At 35.8% G+C, this 19,549-nt stretch carries 15 protein-coding genes; 8 read left to right on the forward strand and 7 right to left on the reverse strand.

Translation table 11 applies throughout. The annotated features are described in order from the left end of the window. Window positions 1–232 (forward strand): IS30 family transposase (locus A9G37_RS11720; RefSeq protein ID WP_141671209.1); only part of this gene is annotated, 232 nt, incomplete at its 5' end. A gap of 352 nt (window positions 233–584) precedes the next feature. Here A9G37_RS11720 and A9G37_RS11725 read toward each other — a convergent pair. After that, window positions 585–1,613 (reverse strand): hypothetical protein, encoded by a 1,029-nt coding sequence (locus A9G37_RS11725; protein WP_065575596.1) that lies wholly within the window; start codon window positions 1,611–1,613, stop codon window positions 585–587. Between the two features lie 670 nt (window positions 1,614–2,283). Between A9G37_RS11725 and A9G37_RS11730 the strand changes: the two genes are divergently transcribed. Beyond that, entirely contained in the window at window positions 2,284–4,605 is a 2,322-nt protein-coding gene (locus A9G37_RS11730; RefSeq protein WP_065575597.1) for a zinc/cadmium/mercury/lead-transporting ATPase, read from the forward strand. Window positions 4,606–4,678: 73 nt separating this feature from the next. Here A9G37_RS11730 and birA read toward each other — a convergent pair whose 3' ends face one another. The 3 genes from birA to murB are packed head-to-tail and all read right to left on the reverse strand — an operon-like array spanning window position 4,679 to window position 7,818. Then, window positions 4,679–5,632: a bifunctional biotin--[acetyl-CoA-carboxylase] ligase/biotin operon repressor BirA gene (gene birA / locus A9G37_RS11735; RefSeq protein WP_065575598.1), complete on the reverse strand. Its 954-nt coding sequence runs from the start codon at window positions 5,630–5,632 to the stop codon at window positions 4,679–4,681. Then, entirely contained in the window at window positions 5,607–6,749 is a 1,143-nt protein-coding gene (locus A9G37_RS11740; RefSeq protein WP_065575599.1) for an MFS transporter, read from the reverse strand. The genes birA and A9G37_RS11740 overlap by 26 nt, the downstream gene beginning before the upstream one ends. Before the next feature lie 58 nt (window positions 6,750–6,807). Then, window positions 6,808–7,818 carry a UDP-N-acetylmuramate dehydrogenase gene (murB, locus tag A9G37_RS11745; RefSeq protein WP_065575600.1) on the reverse strand — a complete coding sequence of 337 codons (1,011 nt, stop codon included), beginning with the start codon at window positions 7,816–7,818 and terminating at the stop codon, window positions 6,808–6,810. 765 nt (window positions 7,819–8,583) lie between these two features. Here murB and A9G37_RS11750 point away from each other — a divergent pair. Continuing rightward, window positions 8,584–9,327, forward strand: coding sequence for a YebC/PmpR family DNA-binding transcriptional regulator (locus A9G37_RS11750; protein WP_034914149.1), 744 nt, complete (start codon window positions 8,584–8,586; stop codon window positions 9,325–9,327). Further along, window positions 9,327–9,815, forward strand: coding sequence for a crossover junction endodeoxyribonuclease RuvC (ruvC, locus tag A9G37_RS11755; RefSeq protein WP_034914152.1), 489 nt, complete (start codon window positions 9,327–9,329; stop codon window positions 9,813–9,815). The genes A9G37_RS11750 and ruvC overlap by 1 nt, the downstream gene beginning before the upstream one ends. A 164-nt stretch (window positions 9,816–9,979) precedes the next feature. Here ruvC and A9G37_RS11760 read toward each other — a convergent pair whose 3' ends face one another. Both A9G37_RS11760 and A9G37_RS11765 read right to left on the reverse strand, forming a co-directional pair. After that, window positions 9,980–13,174: an efflux RND transporter permease subunit gene (locus A9G37_RS11760; RefSeq protein WP_065575601.1), complete on the reverse strand. Its 3,195-nt coding sequence runs from the start codon at window positions 13,172–13,174 to the stop codon at window positions 9,980–9,982. Between the two features lie 18 nt (window positions 13,175–13,192). Next, the gene (locus tag A9G37_RS11765; protein ID WP_065575602.1) at window positions 13,193–14,401 is read right to left on the reverse strand and encodes an efflux RND transporter periplasmic adaptor subunit; all 1,209 of its coding nucleotides are present in this window, start codon (window positions 14,399–14,401) and stop codon (window positions 13,193–13,195) included. Window positions 14,402–14,811: 410 nt separating this feature from the next. Here A9G37_RS11765 and zipA point away from each other — a divergent pair, with 410 nt between their 5' ends. The 4 genes from zipA (at window position 14,812) to A9G37_RS11785 (ending at window position 18,711) form a co-directional block, all read left to right on the forward strand. Beyond that, window positions 14,812–15,726, forward strand: coding sequence for a cell division protein ZipA (gene zipA, locus A9G37_RS11770; RefSeq protein WP_176701916.1), 915 nt, complete (start codon window positions 14,812–14,814; stop codon window positions 15,724–15,726). 119 nt (window positions 15,727–15,845) lie between these two features. Then, window positions 15,846–17,924 carry an NAD-dependent DNA ligase LigA gene (ligA, locus tag A9G37_RS11775; RefSeq protein ID WP_065575603.1) on the forward strand — a complete coding sequence of 693 codons (2,079 nt, stop codon included), beginning with the start codon at window positions 15,846–15,848 and terminating at the stop codon, window positions 17,922–17,924. A 70-nt stretch (window positions 17,925–17,994) separates the two neighbouring features. After that, window positions 17,995–18,513 carry an S-ribosylhomocysteine lyase gene (luxS, locus tag A9G37_RS11780; RefSeq protein ID WP_034914159.1) on the forward strand — a complete coding sequence of 173 codons (519 nt, stop codon included), beginning with the start codon at window positions 17,995–17,997 and terminating at the stop codon, window positions 18,511–18,513. A gap of 9 nt (window positions 18,514–18,522) precedes the next feature. Next, entirely contained in the window at window positions 18,523–18,711 is a 189-nt protein-coding gene (locus A9G37_RS11785) for a 2-hydroxymuconate tautomerase (RefSeq protein WP_034914162.1), read from the forward strand. Window positions 18,712–18,892: 181 nt separating this feature from the next. On the opposite strand, the gene ribA is transcribed toward A9G37_RS11785, so the two are convergent. Beyond that, complete coding sequence (gene ribA / locus A9G37_RS11790) at window positions 18,893–19,504, reverse strand: GTP cyclohydrolase II (protein WP_034914165.1); 612 nt, start codon at window positions 19,502–19,504, stop codon at window positions 18,893–18,895. Between the last annotated feature and the right edge of the window lie 45 nt (window positions 19,505–19,549).

The following is a 19,549-nucleotide window of genomic DNA, read 5'->3' on the forward strand; positions in this document are numbered from 1 at the left end:
GTACTTTGCGGAGCCTTATAAAAGCTGGCAAAGAGGCACAAATGAAAACACCAATGGCTTAATACGTCAGTTTATACCTAAGTCAGCGGCCATTTCATTAGTTGACGACAAACAGATAAAGAAAATACAATATCTATTGAACACACGCCCAAGAAAACGGCATAAGTTTAAAAGCCCTGCCGATTTTTATTCTAAGGAGCTAAGAAGAATTGCACTTCATGGTGTAATCTAGGGTTTTCCACTTTTATTTTTAAATAAAATCAAACATTTATAGGCTGGTTATTTTTTTATTACGCTGAATTTGGCTTTTTAAGAAATAAGAAAAGCGCTTTTGTGATTTAATAATAGCTACTTAATAACAACTTGTTAATAACCGCCAGTTAATAACAAAAGCGTAAGCTTTCAAGTCGTATCGGTTGAAGCGTTGTTTTGGCTTTTCGTAATTAAAGCGCTAGGCTTGCAGGCTTTACCTACTTAGCGTCTAAACTAACTCAGGTACTTTATTCTTTTTTATATTGTCCTCTATTTATTGGCACCATAAGCGCTCCCCCATGCCCTTAGGATTAAGAACTAAACGCTAAAAGCTAAGGTGTGGTGCAAAGGCCAAGGCGGGGGGCCCAGGCACCGCTGCTGTCGACGTAGCCGTTGTACGCGAAGACATCGAGCTGGTCTCTACCTCTAGCGCCGCTCGTCCAGTAGAAGCTGCCGAAGAAGTCCACACCAGTGTAGCCGTACATGATGCCCCACTCCGTGAAAAAGCCAGCGCCTATGTAACGCTTGAAATGATTACCTGATGAACTAGGTGTTGCACCTAAATTATTATAGTTTGAATTGGTTAAATCACTTACCCGTGGCATTCGATAACCCAAACTATTACACCATTTGGTTTGATTAGAATGGTTATCATCCTTACGTCCCCGATTGACGAACCACTGCCTTAATACAAATCCATATTTTACTACCTCATCACCGGTTTTAATATCTCTACCCACTAACTCAAACGTCTGAGGTAACTTTGGCTTAGCAATTCGGCGAGGACGAGGATTGTACCATTGATTCTTTGCTTCTGGACCTGTTAGCTTAACACGGGCGACAACTTGTCCCTTGTCTTCATCACGAACCCAGTGATCATTAGCTACAACATTTGTCACTGTTGCAGTGATTCCCTCATGCGTGACTGGTTCCCATGTCAATTCTTCTGGTTCTATTCCTGTCATGAGTAAATCAAAATATAAATTATGCGCACCTGTAGTCGGAAAATTTAGGCTGTATGATTCAGGATTGGTTGATTGAACTAAAAAGCCCTTCTTAGGATTCCATATGTTAGCTGGACCTGCGAAGTCGTGAACACCCAGATCATCCAGCCTTGCATAATTGATAACTGCCGACGGTAGCAGTATTGCATCACTACGATTACCTGCTTGAGCCTTTTTACCATTCGCCTGTACATTCCATGACAATGACAATAACAGTGCTGATACTAGCAAAGCTGTTTTAGGTGATTTGAGCGATAATTTCGAAGATATAAATAAGTTTTGTGTAAAAACTCGTCGAATAGGATTATTTGATAAATTTAAGACATAGGTTTGCCCTGTGCCAAAATGATACTGCATATCACATTCCTTGTGCTAAATAATACTTTTTATTTAAATTTTTATAACCATTCGCTTATTTAATAAGCTTATTTTCCTACAGCGATAAAAGTATAACCATAAAAAAAATAGTTAGCTAGTTTTTTTGCGGACTTTTTTGCAAAGAAATGTAAAGATAAAAATGGTTAAGCTTTAGTGATAAGTGGATTTTATAATCAAAATAGGGTGTTAGCTTTAGGACATATTGGCTTTTGCGGAATGATTAATATTGCTAATAACATCTAAAACACAAACACACCCAACAGCCCTGTTTGACGTGCTAGCTTTACTTAGTTATTGGTATATTTTGATGCTGTGATAAGGCAAGCATATTAGCATTGTGGTGCTATAAGTGTGTTTTTTACTTTAAAATCGTTCAGGTAGACTATTGATTTTATTTGTTTTTTGTTTTAATTAAATCAAGTGATTATTGGCCGATTTCTGTTTTTATTACAATGTTTTTTCTGTGTTTTTTGTGCCTTGCACATGCTAATAATTAAAGCGAATTAATTAGTTAGTTCGTTATTTTTTGAAAAGTGTTACAGGTCAGTTTTGAAGTGATTTTTACTTTTTTTGCTACTAAAAGTAAAAATGATTTTCTTTTTTATTTTTTGGCGTACAATCAAAATCATCCATAAATAGAGGTAATGTTATGTTATATAATAACAAATACATACATCATGAACATCATCATGAGTGTTGTCATGGTAATTGTTTAAATATGGCACATAATCATGTTCATTTATCTCACGATATAACTTGTCATCAAGAATCAACACATAGTTGTGGGGGCGATACTCATACCACTACTTCTAAAAATGAGTTTGACGATCCCCCTGATGATCCCAACAGGCTAAGCGAGCAAATTAAATTAACTTGGAAAATAAAAGGCATGGATTGTGCGCACTGCGCTCAACAGATTGAAAACAGCCTAAAAACATTACCCAATATTAACCAAATTAAGATTATTTTTTCTACCAAAAAGTTGGTGGTATTTGTTCCTCAACATAATGAAAAAACCATTAAATTAATAGAAAATAAAGTTATCGAGTCAGGCTATAAACCTGTTTTTGAATCATCCCCAGAACATTCTCATCATCATGATCATTCCCACAGTTTTGATAAAAAGGAACTAATTCCTTTAGCGGTGTTAGGCACTTTAATTGTGGTGAGTTATATCCTTTTGTTATGGAATCAAACCGTTGGCGAATATGCCTTTATAATAACTGCAATTGTTGGGTTAATGCCTATTTTAAAAGAAGCGTTAGTCTTAATGCGTAGTGGTACACCATTTGCAATTGAGTCGTTAATGAGTGTGTCAGCTATTGGGGCTTTGTTTATTGGTGCGTCCGAAGAAGCAACCATGGTCTTATTTTTGTTTATGATAGGCGAAATGCTAGAAAGTGTTGCTACAAGTAAAGCTAAAAAAGGTATTTCGTCGCTCGCTGAGCTGATGCCTGAAGAAACTGTGATAATCATTGATGGGGAGCGAAAAACTGTTGCTAGTCATAGTCTGAAACCTGATGATATTATTGAAATTTCGTCAGGTGGTCGTTTGCCTGCTGATGTGATTTTGATAAGTGAGCAAGCCAATATTGATGAAAGTGCACTGACTGGCGAGTCGATCCCTGTTAATTATCTTTCAGGCGATAAGATTTTGGCTGGTTCGCTCGTGGTTGATAGTACAATCCAATTAAAAGTGGTATCAGAAGTTGGGCAAAATGCGGTAGATCGTATTTTACAGTTGATTGAAGATGCCGAGGAGCGTAAAGCGCCTATTGAACGATTTATTGATAAATTTAGTCGTTATTATACGCCAGCAATCGCTTTATTTGCTCTGTTAGTGATTATTGCGCCACCTTTGTTGTTCAATGCTGATTGGTATACTTGGTTTTATCGAGGTTTAACTCTATTGTTAATTGGTTGCCCTTGTGCGCTTGTGATTTCAACGCCTGCGGTAATAACGTCAGCCTTGTCTAATGCGGCAAAACAAGGCGTGCTAATTAAAGGTGGTGCGGCGTTAGAGCATATTGGTTCAGTTAAACTGGTTGCATTTGATAAAACTGGTACGTTAACCGAAGGTAAACCGCAAGTCACCGATGTGATTAGTCAAGATATTTCAAAAGAGCAATTATTGACGTTAGTTGCCGCTATTGAAAGTGGTTCGCATCATCCCATTGCTAAGGCTATTGTTGATTATGCATTGCAGAATCAATTAAATATCAATGAGGCAAATAATCGTAAAGCGATTGCGGGGGTTGGCGTTCAAGGCGAGGTTGATAATCAGACTTTTTATATTGTGTCACCAAGTAAGGTTGTAACAGTTTCGTCACCATTGAAAGATGAACATACCAAAATTATTGAGGATCTTGAAAACGCTGGTAAAACTGTCGTAGTTGCAGTAACAAGTCAACAATTGATGGGCATTATTGCATTGCAAGATGTGTTGCGGGCTGATGCAATTACCACAATGAATGAACTTAATAAGCTTGGCGTTAAAACTTTGATGCTGACAGGCGATAATGCGCGAGCGGCCAAAGCTATTGCCTCGCAATTGGGTATGGATTACCGTGCGGAGCTGTTGCCTGCCGATAAATTGGCAGAAATTGAAAAGATGCGTATATCAACGTCGATTGCTATGGTTGGCGATGGAATTAATGATTCTCCAGCCATGAAAGCGGCAACCGTGAGTATTGCTATGGGTAGTGGTACTGATGTTGCGCTAGAAGCCTCTGATGCCGCATTAACTAAAAATAGTTTGTTAAGTTTGCCTAAGCTAATTGGTTTAACCCGTTTTGCCTCTCGTAATATTAAACAAAATGTTACAATTGCGTTGGGGGTTAAGTTAGTATTTTTAATTACCAGCTTATTTGGCTTTACTGGACTGTGGCTGGCTGTGTTAGCTGATTCAGGTACAACTGCGATTGTGACAGCTAATGCGCTTCGAGTTTTGAAATTTAAGAATAAAAGTTAAAATTGGTTTAATTAACCTATTTCGTTTGTAGCAAGTGGAATAGGTTTTTTAAATGATTGTAGCAAATAGGTTATTATTCATCACTTCTTAATGAGATTTCGCCACCAATATGAGCTTCAATTTTACCATTTTGTTCTAGCAATAAGGCACCTTGGTCATTTATACCTTTTGCTATTCCACGAATAATGTTATCGCCAATTAATAGTTTTACAGGGCGGTTAACAAAGTTATCTAGTCTATTCCAATCATTAATAAATGGTACTAAGCCATGTTTTTCAAATTCTATTAATTGGCTTTTTAAGGTTTTGGCAACCTGCGCAACTAATAAGTTACGATCGACATTGCCTAAATTAGCCCATTTTTGGTTAACTATGTTTGTATCGGGGTTTGTCATGGTTAAATTGACGCCAACACCAATCACAACATGGGCACAGTCACCCGTTTTACCTGCAAGCTCGACTAAAATACCGGCTAGTTTTTGATCGTTAAGATATAGATCGTTTGGCCATTTAACTTTGATGTCTTGGCCAGATAATGCATGTAAGGTGTCGGCAATAACAATACCAACAACTAAACTCAATCCCATTGCCGCTGCAACGCCTTGCTCTAGTCGCCAATACATTGAAAAGTATAGATTAGTGCCAAAAGGTGAAAACCATTTTCGCCCTCGTCTTCCTCGTGCTTTGGATTGAAATTCGGCCACACAACAATCGCCCGATGTTAGTTGACCAATTCGATCCAGTAGATATTGGTTAGTTGAATCAATAATCGGTAATATTTCACATCGACTATTCGATTGGTAATGCTGGTCAATTTTGGTTTTATTAAGTAAATTAAGAGGAGCCACCAAACAATAGCCTTTACCCTGCACTGAGGTTAGCTCAATCCCCCACTCACGCAGTTGTTTGATGTATTTATTAATGCCAGCACGGGTTATGCCAAAAATTGTTGCCAATTCTTCCCCTGAATGAAATTGACCATCGGCTAGTATTTCAATTAATTTAAGCGGATTTTTGTAGCTGCGCATCCGTTCCTCTTTTTTTGGCTAATAATATAATGAAGTATAACGAAATTATAGCAAAACTAACAAATAAATAGGTATTACTTGTTTTATCCATAATGAATGCTATCACCGCAGGAGCAACTAAACTCCCTAATGTGTTAGTTAATAGCATTGCTTGATTCATCGTCACAATATCTTGCTTTCTAACACACGAGCAAGCCCAAGCCATGGATATAGGATAAATGGTGTAAATAGTGGCACCTAATAAAATAATCGCCAACGTATCAAACCAATCAAATATAAGCATGATGCATGCTGCCAACATGAGCAATGATTCAATTAGCAATACAAGTTGCCGTCCAAATTTGTCTGCACACCAGTTAGCAGGCATTTGCGCAATCACGCCTGATAAAATAAGTAAAATCATCCAATTAGCTACTTGAATATCACTATATCCTAAGTGTGAGTAATAGGCAGGTAAGAGCGAATATAACGATCCAATTAACATTCCTGCAATAACACAACCGGTTAACCCAAGTCGAGAGGATTTATTTAATATCATTGGCATAATGTTAAAGCTACTTTTTTTCCTTTTTGGTAATTTATAATGGGTCAGCAAAATAAATAAAATTGCTAACCCCATTAGTAACATAATCACTAATCCAAAATATAATATGTTTTGCGGAAAATACTGCAACAAAGCTTGCCCTAAAACCGTACCTAGGTAATAAGTGGTTAAATAAACTGCCAGCATTTTTCCTCGCGTACGCACAGGACCAGTGAGTAATATACAACTTTCTATAACCACCCAAGTGACCGCACAAGCAATGCCTATAAAAAATCGCCACATTATCCAGCTATAAAAATTCATTGAAAAACTTAATCCAATGGTTGCAATGGCAAAAATAATGCAACTATAGGTGTATGTGTGCCGAGCATTGAATTTATTAATAAACCAATTGGCGAAAATGGTACCTAGCAAGTTACCAGTAAAATAACTTGATCCGACAAGACCAATTTGCCCAAGCGAAAACTCATTACGCACTAACCACAATGGTACCTGTGTGTTTAATGCCGACAACGAGATTGTTACAAATAGCAAACTCGTTAATAAAATAGGGAATGAATACGAATGTTTCATAATGTTATCGCGTATAATTATGGGTTAAAATTTGCGGGCAATTATAATTTGGTGCTAATTATAAATAATTGTCTGCATTAATTTCGCCCGAGTTGCCGATAAATCGGATTTCTGGTGATAAATTCACCGAGAATTTTTGTAATACACATTTTTTTATATGTCGAGCTAATTCAACCACATCTTGTGCTGTTGCTTGGTCTTTATTAACTAAAACCAATGCTTGTTGTTGATGCACAGCCGCTCCACCTATTTGATAACCTTTAAGACCACACTGTTCAATAAGCCAACCTGCGGCTAATTTTGTTTGATGATTAGCTTGTGGATATATTGGCATGTTTGGATAAATTTCAAGTAGCTTGTCCGCTACAATTTTATCGATCACAGGGTTTTTAAAAAAACTTCCACCATTGCCTAAAACCTTCGGATCTGGCAATTTACTACGACGAATTTCGCATACTTTATCAAATATCATTTTTGCAGTAACAATTTTGGGATCAAAGTTTCGCAATTCCCCATAAGTTAAAATTGGCTGCCACTGTTTTGGTAATTTTATACCAACATTGATAACAGCATAACCTTGTAAATACGCTTTTTTGAAGATGCTTTCACGATATCCATATTGACCATCATTTACAGTGATAATTTTGCCTGTAGCTAGTTCAAGCAGCTCCACATAATCAGCAACTTTTTGAAACTCAACACCATAAGCACCAATGTTTTGAATCGGTGCCGAACCCACACATCCAGGAATTAATGCTAGGTTTTCAAGCCCTGATATATTTTGCTTGATGGTTGTTGATACTAAATCATGCCAAATTTCGCCAGCACCAACTTTCAAATGCCATGTTTGTTCTGTTTCGCTAATGGTGATACCTTTGATGCGATTAACAATAACAATACCATCAAAATCACAGGTAAAAAGTGTGTTACTGCCTTCGCCAATAATCATAATTGGTAAATTTTTGGAGTTATCTTGCCAAGCTTGTTGTAATTGTTCAAGACTGGTTACAGTAACAACTTTTTGCGCAAAAACAGTTAAACCAAATGTATTAGGAATTTTTTGTGTCATTGATAACTACCTTTATTTTTTGTGAAAATAGATGCCAGAAAATCAATCAATTTTTAGGTTATTTTTATAATTTGGAATCTATCGTATTTAATGTTTATATTACCACATTGGTTAGGAGCTGTTGATCCTTTGTATTAATCATAAGCCTCCTTTACATTCTTAGTCACATCATGCAATGTACTAATGCAATCATACTGATATAATTTTTTGCCAACTTATTGTAACGTGTTACTACATTCAATAATGTTTCATTTTTCAGTGATTATCTGTTAACAATTTTCCGAGCATAACAAATTGTTATTATTAGCATTTTGACAAAATTATATTATAACATCATCTTTAATAGCGTCTTTCTATTTTCTTTTATTGAAAGAGCAATTTCTTTTAGCTGTATTTGATATTTTAATTCATTGTTAGACGTGGCAAAGTGCTTAAAATGCAAGTGTTCAGTATACCTAATATGTAGAAAGACGCCTTATCCGTTTTTAAATGTTTGCTAAATAGGTAACAATTATTTTTTCTTGATGATATAGGAGTCATATCGGATATTTGTGATACGAGGTTAGTGCTTTTTTATGTATATTTATTATAGTAGCTTCTCTAACAACTGTGAACAACATGATTTCTGCATATAAATAAAAATTAAATCATTCCTAATAAAGAATAATTTACAGAACATAAAAACTTATCGGTATATTAGTAATGAATTTTAAGTAAATGTTTGCTAAAATATAGCGATTTTTTAATTATTATCTGGAGAATTTTATGGCAGGTCATAGTAAATGGGCCAATACGAAACACCGTAAAGCTGCACAAGATGCAAAACGGGGTAAAATCTTTACCAAAATTATTCGTGAGTTAGTAACTGCGGCAAAATTGGGTGGTGGCGATCCAGCGTCAAATCCTCGATTACGAGCTGCAATGGATAAAGCGTTATCTAATAATATGACCCGTGATACCATGAACCGAGCTGTTGCGCGGGGTGTTGGTGGGGAAGATGATAGCAACATGGAAACAATTATCTATGAAGGTTATGGACCTGCTGGCACAGCTGTAATGGTTGAATGCTTGAGTGATAATCGTAATCGAACTGTGTCCGAAGTACGCCATGCATTTACAAAAACAGGTGGTAACTTAGGTACTGATGGTTCAGTTTCATATTTGTTCACTAAAAAAGGCGTTATTTCATACCCAGCTGGTACTGATGAAGACCAAGTTATGGATGCAGCGCTTGAAGCAGGGGCAGACGACGTTGTGACTTATGATGACGGCGCAATTGACGTATTTACTACACCAGAATCATTTGGTGAAGTAAAAGATGCGCTTGATGCTGCAGGGCTAGTTGCCGAAGCCGCTGAAGTATCAATGATTCCAGCAACAAAAGTCGATCTTGATATTGAATCTGCACCAAAATTATTACGTTTAATTGATATGCTTGAAGATTGTGATGATGTTCAAGAAGTTTATCATAATGGTGAGGTTTCTGACGAGGTTGCTGCAACGCTCTAATGGCCATTATTCTTGGCATCGATCCAGGATCTCGTTTGACGGGTTACGGCGTAATCCATCAAACGGGACGACAACTTACCTACCTTGGTAGTGGATGTATCCGTACTGCTGTTGATGATTTACCTACTCGTTTAAAACGAGTATACGCTGGTGTTAGTGAAATTATTTTACAATTCCAACCTGATATGTTTGCTATTGAACAAGTTTTTATGGCTCATAATGCCGATTCCGCATTAAAGTTAGGTCAAGCAAGGGGAGCTGCAATTGTTGCTGCTGTAAATAATAATTTACCTGTTTTTGAATACGCAGCTCGTTTAGTTAAGCAGAGTGTAGTAGGAACAGGCGCAGCCGATAAAAAGCAAGTACAACATATGGTCAAATTATTATTAAAGTTACCAGCTAGCCCTCAGGCTGATGCCGCTGATGCTTTAGCTATAGCAATTACCCACGCCCATACCAGTCAGCAGTTACTAAAGCATCGCAAGTAAATATAACAAAATTCAATTTACGTATACGCATCTATATAAATAAAAAATGCGCCAAAAAACGGCGCATTTCGTTATTTTAATAGCTCGCTTAAGTTATATATGACCTATAGAACTATACATCAAGGCCATATATGTACCAAAACTAGCTATGTTAGTTATTGCTTTTAAGAACGGTTAACAGGTAACACTGCTTTATTTTTATGTTTTGTAAATAGTTTTGTTACAAATAAAAAGAACAAGGGAACATAAAATATTGCTAAAAATGTTGCTGTCAACATACCACCAATTACACCAGTACCTACCGCATTTTGGCTAGCGGAACCTGCACCGCTATTTAATGCTAGCGGTAACACCCCTAAAATAAAGGCAAACGAAGTCATTAAAATCGGGCGTAAGCGAAGGCGACAAGCTTCAAGTGTAGCATCAATCAATGATTTACCCTCTTTTTCCAAGGCATCTTTGGCAAATTCTACAATCAATATAGCATTTTTAGCAGATAACCCCATTGTCGTTAATAGTCCTACAATAAAGTAAATATCGTTATCAAGCCCTCTAAACATAGTTGCAAATACTGTACCTAAAATCCCAAGAGGAATAACAAATAAGATCGAAATTGGAACTGTCCAACTTTCATACAATGCAGCTAATGATAAAAACACAACAATAATCGAAATAATATAAAGTGTTGTTGTTTGTGATCCTGTCTGACGTTCTTGATAAGATATACCTGTCCAGTCAAAAGTAAATCCTTTTGGCAAATTTTTGGACAGCTCTTCCATCACAGCCATTGCTTGTCCAGAGCTTAGACCTGGAGCGGCTGAACCGCTTATCTCCATTGCTGCCACACCATCATAACGAACCAGTGAAGGAGAGCCATAAGTTTTTGTCGTAGTAGCAAATGCATCATATGGAACCATCTCACCATTTTTATTTTTAACATGCCAATAGCTAAAATCATCTGGTAGCATACGATATGGTGCATCAGATTGTAAGTATACTTTTTTAACTCGGTTATTATAAACAAAATCGTCAATATAAGCAGAACCTAAAGCTGTCGACAATACAGTATTTACTGAATTCACCGAAACACCCAATGCTTGTGCGGCTTCAAAATCAACATTAATTTTGTACTGTGGAACATCTAGCATACTTCCCGGTCTAACTTGTTGCAGTTTAGGATGATGAGAAGCTTGACCCAACATTTGGAAAAATGCGCCTACCAAAGCATCATGACCATAACTAGCCGTATCTTTCAGCACATAAGAAAAACCATTAGCCATACCTAATGCAGGAACAGCTGGTAAGTTGGTAACAATTACCCTCCCCTCGGTTATAGTAGAAGCAAATCCCCAACCGCTAGCGACTAAAGCATTAACTTTTTGATCAGCGCGTTTACGTTGTTCCCAATTTTTTAATCGAACAAAGCCTAGCCCCATATTTTGCCCACGACCAACCATACTAAATCCAGCTACAGTAAATATTTCCTCAACTGAATCAGCTTTTTGCTCAGTATAAAATTTTGCCGTTTTATTTAAAACTGACATAGTTTGCTCTAAAGTTGATCCTGGCGGTAGCTCAACCATAACTAAAAGCACACCCTGATCTTCATTAGGTAAAAAACCAGTAGGTAACCGATTAAAACCAAAGATTAATCCAACTAGAATTAAAGCATAACAAACAAAAGCTATTAATGGATAACGAAAAACTTTTATTACACCTTTTTCATAATGGCGTAAACTTTTTTCATAGAACTCGTTAAACCATTTAAAGAATTTTTTGGTGCCAACAGAACACCAACTAAATAGTGATATAGATTCTAACTTTTCACCTAATGAATTTCTTTTTAATTTACTTTTAGATGGTGCTTTTAAAATTTGAACACAAAGTGCTGGAGTTAATACAATTGCCATCAATACTGATAATGCCATTGCTGTTACAATGGTAATTGAAAATTGGCGGTAAATTCCACCCGCTGCACCTCCATAAAACGCCATAGGAACGAATACTGCAGATAACACGACTGCAATACCAACCAACGCTGAAGTAATTTGTTCCATCGATTTAACGGTTGCATCATAAGGTGATAAACCTTCATCATGCATAATACGTTCAACGTTCTCAATAACAACTATTGCATCATCTACCAACAAGCCTATGGCAAGCACCATTGCAAACATAGATAATGTATTAATCGTAAACCCACAGATATACAAAACAGCAAAAGTTCCTAGCAATACCACAGGTACGGTAATCGTCGGTATAAGTGTCGAACGAAGATTTTGTAAAAAGACATACATTACAATAACAACTAAAATAATAGCTTCAATCAATGTATGTACTACGTTATTAATTGATAATTTTACAAATGGTGTTGTGTCATATGGATAAGCATAGTGAATATCTTCAGGAAAGATTTTTGATAATTCAGCTAATTTTTTATCTACCTGATCAGAAGTTTCTAATTGGTTAGCTCCTGTTGCCAAATAAATACCAAGACCTGCAGATGCTTTACCATCATAATAAGAAATAAAGTTATAATCAGACGCACCAATTTCAACCGTTGCTATATCTTTTAATAAAAGATTAGAACCATCTGTATTTACACGCACTAAAATATTTTGGAATTGTTCGGGTGTTTTTAAACGTGATTGAGCAGTAATTGTCGCATTGAGTTCTTGTCCATCTGTTGATGGTAAGGCACCTAATTGCCCTGCTGTTACTTGCGCATTTTGTGCTTGAATAGCTGCAATGATTTCTTCAATTGATAAATTAAAATAGGTCAATTTATTTGGATCAAGCCAAATACGCATTGCATATTCAGAACCAAACAATTGAGTATCACCTACACCCTGTACACGTCTAATCTGATCTTGCACTGTTGAATAAACAAAATCAGCAATATCAGCTTGTGTTTTTTTAGGATTTGTTGAATAAAAACCCACAACCTTTAAAAAGTTGGTGTTATTTTTTGCAACAGAAACACCATTTTTTTGCACACTTTCTGGTAGCCTTGATTTAATACTCTCTACTTTATTTAACACTTGTACTTGAGCAAAATCGGGATTAGTTCCAGGAGCAAAGGTTAACGTCGTTTGAACAACACCTTGTGCACTACTGGTTGATTTCATATAAATTAGATTATCCAATCCAGTTAAATTCTGCTCAATCAACTGAGTAACAGTATTTTCGATGGTCTGTGCATCGGCACCTGGGTAAACAGCACTAACAGTTACAGCAGGAGGGGCAATGTCAGGGTACTGCTCAACAGCTAGTAGCTTTATACATAAAGCACCTCCTAGCATCATCATGATAGCAATTACCCATGCAAAAACAGGTCTATCAATAAAAAACTTAGCCATAATTCACCTACTCCTGTTTTATTTCATACTGTTTTTTATGATACTGTCTAATTGTTCTTGTGAAAGTGTATTAGGATCCCCGACTTTTTCTACTTTCATAGGTGGAGCATCTTTTTGAGGATTTTCAACAGAAGTTAAATTAAGTAATCCAGTAATAATAACCTCTTCACCAATGTTAATTCCCTTTGTTACAACCCAATAACCACCAACTCCTGTGTATACTTGAATATCTTGCCGATACTCTACTGTATTATCAGGTTTCAAAATTTTTGCAGTATATTGCCCCAACTTATTGCTGGTAATTCCTTGCTGTGGAACAAGCACTGCATTTTTGATATAGCCTAATGTCAACTGAGGCTTAACAAACATGCCAGGTAAAATTTTCCCTTCACTATTTGTAAATTGTGACCGCAAAGTTACTGTACCCGTTGTTTCATTTACAGTCATATCAGAAAATTTTACACTACCTGGATAAGCGTATTTAGAACCATCATTGAAGTATAATTCGACATTATTACCTTTTACTGGTTCATAAATTACGTTTTCATCCTGAATATATTTATTATAACGAGTAGCCGCTTCTGTCATATCGACATAAATTGGGTCTAGTTGTTGAACTAGTGCAAGTGGTGTCGATTGACCTGCCGACACTAATGCCCCTTCAGTCACACTTGATTTACCTATATACCCATCAATTGGTGAATACACTTTTGTATATTCTAAATTGACTTTAGCTGTATGCTCAGCTGCTTGTGCAACTAATACTGCAGCTTCAGCCTGTTTAGCATCTGCAGCTGCTTTATCGTAATTTTGTTGGCTGATTGATTTAGTGTTTAATAATCCAGCGTAACGCTTAAGAGTAAGTTGAGCAATATTTGCATTCGCTTTAGCGCTAGCAACACTTGCTACCGCACTATCATAATTAGCTTGATAAATAGCTGGATCTATTTGATAAAGAGATTGTCCAGCCTTAACATTCGAACTTTCGTCAAACTCGCGTTTTAAGACGATACCACCTACTTGAGGCCTAATTTCAGCAATTTGAGATGCAACAACCCTACCTGGTAAACCAATTTTTAATGTGTAATTCAATGGTTCCACTTTAAATACAGTTACCTTCGGTAATTTATTATTACCATTTTTTGAATTGCCATTATCACAACTTGTTAATAAAAGTAGGCTAGCACACGCCACAGGCAAGGCTAATAATAGCTTGTTAAATCTCATATAAAAATAACCTCAGTAAACTTAATAATTATTTTAATTTTTAATAATTGATCTTAGTTAAAAGTAATCGGCGATTTTACAAAAAATATGCATAGATTGTAAGTATCTTTACAAGTTAATAGCACAGAGTTCTAAAAAATAGCTAGTTAGATTATGATACTAAAAAAAAGTATTGCTAATTATGATTATTGCTACAAATAAAGTAATATAGAGTAATTGATTTTTTGTGCTATAAAGTATCTTAAATAAAATGTTATACTACAAATATCAAATATGGTTGCTTTAATAAATATTAATTCATATTGCTAATAAAGAATAAAAAATTTACATTACTGTACTCCGCAATCACTTTTTCAAAAGATGATTGAATAATTTGAGTCTATATTTAATTTAATACAGAGATGGTTATTATGGATAATTTACGTATTGTTCTAGTTGTTGTTGCATCCTTGGTCATTATTGCATTGCTCATCCATGGGTTTTGGATCAATAAAAAAGAACGTTCTTCGCTTTTTAGTTCAAATAAAAAAGGAAAATTTGAACAAAATACTCAACAATATCAAAACTATTCTATGAATGACATAGAAGAAGATGATGATGTTATCTTACTCAAACCTAAAACAACAAAAAGCAGTGAAACCGTTGAAAACGATGTAATTATTAATGAACTCACAAAAAAGCAAGAGAAAATACCTCAACAAGAAGATTTATTTGTTGATAATAACGACAAACAAGAGATTAATACTGAAACAACGAAAGAACCAGCTGTCAATGTTGAACTTGATCTTTTTGAGGATGAACAACAACCTGATTTAATTCTTACAACGAAAGAAAAACCATCAGATACTAATAATGAAATTAAACATAACGAGGAACCCAAAAAACTAAATATTGACACTGAACAATCCACAACCGAAATTATTGTATTAAATATCACAGGCATTAACGGAAAATTATTACAAGGTGATGTGTTACTCGCTAGCATTATGCAATCTGGTTTTCAGTTCGGTGATATGAGAATTTTTCACCGCCATGTAGATCCTGCGGGTAATGGAGCAATATTATTTAGTTTAGCCAATATGGTGACACCTGGATATTTGGATCCCGATACAATGCATGAATTTACCACACCTGGTGTGTCTATTTTTATGGTTGCGCCTACAGAGGGTAACAATCAGCAAAACTTCAAATTAATGTTGCAAACAGCACAACGCATAGCTGACGATGTCAACGGTGTAGTATTAGATGATGAACATCATATGCTAACCCCTCAAAAAATAGACAGTTATAAAGAACGTATTAAAAAGGTCAGTAACGAAATTTAACCGTAGTCTTTTCAGCAAATCTTTTAAAAAATTCCACCAACTTGGATTGGTGGATAAAAATGAATATAACCTATTTATAATATTCTCCCAAACCTTCGTTTTAATAAGAGCATATAACCATGTCGCTACATAATGAAACAAAAAATTCAGTAAATACACCTGAATTGAATAAAGACATAGCGAAGCAATTGACTTCACTACGCAACCTAATTAGACATCATGAATACTGTTATTATGTCCTTGATACACCAGAAATTCCCGATGTTGAATATGATAAATTAATAAAGCAACTACAAACATTAGAACAGCAAAACCCAGATCTTATTACTCCCGACTCACCAACCCAACGAGTTGGTGGTTCCCCATTAGCCCAATTTGCATCCATTAAACATGAAATACCTATGCTATCACTAGATAATGTCTTTGATGATGCTAGCTTTATTGCATTTAACAAACGAGTTAAAGATCGTCTTCATTTAAACGATGCTGAACAGGTTGAATATTGTTGTGAGCTCAAACTTGACGGACTTGCTGTCAGTCTTCTTTATGAAAATGGTCGTTTTATACAAGCAGCAACACGAGGAGATGGTACAACAGGAGAAGACATAACAGCCAATGTAAAGACTATCAAAACAATTCCACTAGTTCTAAGAGGCGATAACATCCCTTCTAGATTAGAAGTTCGAGGAGAAGTCTTTATGACACATAAAGGCTTCGAAAAACTCAACGCAGATGCAGAAAAGCATAACGAAAAAGTATTTGCCAATCCACGTAATGCAGCCGCTGGTTCATTAAGACAATTAGATCCTAAAATTACAGCAAAAAGACCATTAGCATTTTTTTGTTATGGTGTTGGTATTGTCGAAGGTACCACATTACCTGACACTCATTACGATCGTTTAATGCAATTTAAAGCTTGGGGGTTACCAGTTAGTAATAAAGTACAAAAACGCCAAGGGGTGCAAGCCGCTCTAGATTATTTTAAACTAATTGGTGAACAGCGTATGTCATTAGATTTTGATATCGATGGTGTAGTAATTAAAGTTAATAGTATTGAACTACAAAATCAGCTTGGATTTGTTGCTCGAGCACCAAGATGGGCCACAGCATTTAAATATCCGGCTCAAGAAGAAATTACAAAATTAAATAAAGTAGACTTTCAAGTTGGGCGAACAGGTGCAATTACTCCTGTAGCAAGGCTTGAACCTGTATCAGTTGCTGGCGTTATTGTGAGCAATGCGACATTACATAATAGCGATGAAATAATCCGATTAGGTATCCGTGAGGGTGACTATGTAACAATACGCCGAGCTGGTGACGTTATTCCTAAAATAGTAGCCGTCATAGTGGATAGAAGACCCGCCGACACAAAAGAAATCATCTTCCCGACACACTGTCCTATTTGTGGCTCGCAAATAGTTCGAGACGAAGGTGCAGCGATATCACGCTGTGCTGGAGGTTTGATTTGCCCAGCACAACGAAAAGAAGCCTTAAAGCATTTTGTTTCACGGCGAGCAATGAATGTTGATGGTATGGGAGAAAAAATTATTGAACAACTAGTTGATAAAGAATATGTCAAAACACCAGCAGATTTATATAAACTAAATCTACCAACGCTATGTAGTTTAGATAAAATTGGGGAAAAATCTGCCAATAACTTATTAAATGCACTAGAGGTATCTAAAAATACTACATTAAGCCGTTTTATATTTGCGCTTGGAATTCCGAATGTTGGTGAAGTTACTGCCGAAAATCTTGTTAACCAACTTGGTAGTTTATCAGCAATTGAGAATGCCTCACTAGAGAAACTACAATCAGTAAACGAAATTGGTGCCGTCATTGCAGAAAGCATTATTGACTTTTTTCAAGAACCACATAATCGCAATGTAATTGAACAACTAACCAGTAATGAAGTAGGCATTCACTGGCAAGATGTCATTCCACAGGTACAAGAGATCGCCATTAACTCACCTTTTTCAGAAAAAACTGTAGTATTAACTGGTACATTGTCGGTTTTAACACGAGATGAAGCCAAAGATAAATTAAAGCAACTAGGCGCCAAAGTAACAGGCAGTGTTTCGAAAAACACTGATCTAGTCATTGCAGGAGAAGCAGCAGGCTCTAAACTTAATAAGGCTCAAGAACTAGGAATAAAAGTTATTGATGAGCAAGAATTAATAAATTTACTTGATCAGTAAATATCAAATCTACTGGTACTTATTAGTAAATTGATTAGAATAACAATTATCAAATAACAAGGAGGAAATTATGCCTTTACTAGACAGTTTTAAAGTTGATCACACAAAAATGAAAGCACCCTTTGTACGAATTGCAAAAACAATGGTGACCCCAAAAGGTGACAGCATTACTGTGTTTGATCTACGCTTTACCATTCCAAATAAAGACAACCTTCCAGAAAAAGGAATTCATACATTAGAACATTTATTTGCTGGTTTTATGCGCGATCATCTTAACAGTGATAAAGTTGAAATAATCGATATTTCACCAATGGGATGTCGTACAGGCTTTTATATGAGCTTAATTGGCAAGCCCAATGAAGCACTAGTTGTAGATGCATGGCTAAAATCAATGCATAACGTATTAAATGTAAAATCACAAAATCAGATTCCTGAATTGAATGAGTATCAATGTGGTACCTATAAAATGCACTCATTAGATGAAGCTAAAGCCATTGCTGAACAAATTATAAAATCTAGCATTAGCATATGCCATAACGATGAAATCGCATTAACTGATGAACAACTTGCCCAAATTAATAATCACTAGGAGATATCTATGCCTAATGTCGTTATAGATTTTTTAGAAGGCCGCACTATAGAGCAAAAAAGAGAAATGGCAAAACGCGTAACTAATGCCATCGTTGAAACCCTTAACTGTAAACCAGAAGCAGTACAAATCATAATGCACGAATTATCTAAAGATCAGATTGCTAATGGTGGTGTGCTACGCAGCGATAAAAATTGATTTTAAAGGTGCCAAATAATTGGCAATTATCACATAAACCTAAATTAAAATTTTTCTCTTATTATCAAGTAACAAAAAACTCAAAATAATATTTTCTATTTTGAGTTTTTATTTCAACATTTTTACTATTTCGGATAAATTCAATTACAAACCAATAAGTTCTCTTGGTTAACTTAAATTTTTAGTGATTGCAATTATAGTGATGCAAATGAAGTAAGTGTCCCATTTTATTTGCTTTTGTTTCTAGATAATGTTCATTGTTTGGATTTCCACCAACTTCCAATGGCACCCGTTGTATAATTTTAATTCCTGATTGTTCAAGCACTCGTATTTTCTCGGGATTGTTGGTTAATAAGCGAATTTGTGATACGCCTAATAAAGTCAGCATATCTGCGCATAGAGTAAAATCTCGTTCATCTGCTGCAAACCCCAATTGCTCATTAGCTTCAACCGTGTCCAAGCCTTGATCTTGTAGCGCATAAGCTCTGATTTTATTCAATAAACCAATATTACGTCCTTCTTGCCGGTGATAAATTAAAATCCCTTTACCCTCCTTTGCAATTTGTTTTAAGGCTGCTTCTAACTGAAAACCACAATCACAGCGTAAGCTAAAAAGCGCATCGCCTGTTAAGCATTCAGAATGAATTCTTGTGAGAACTGGTGTATCGCCAGATATATCACCAAATACTAATGCCGCATGATCCTTTTTTGTTGCAATTTCTTCAAATCCAACAATAATGAAACACCCCCAAGGCGTCGGCAATTTCGCTTGTGCAACACGTTTTAATTGCATTATTATCTCCATTTTCAATAAGGATAAATAAGATTTTATAAAAAT

The sequence above is a fragment of the Gilliamella sp. GillExp13 genome, assembly GCF_001690815.1.
Taxonomy (GTDB): Bacteria; Pseudomonadota; Gammaproteobacteria; order Enterobacterales; family Orbaceae; genus Gilliamella; species Gilliamella bombi.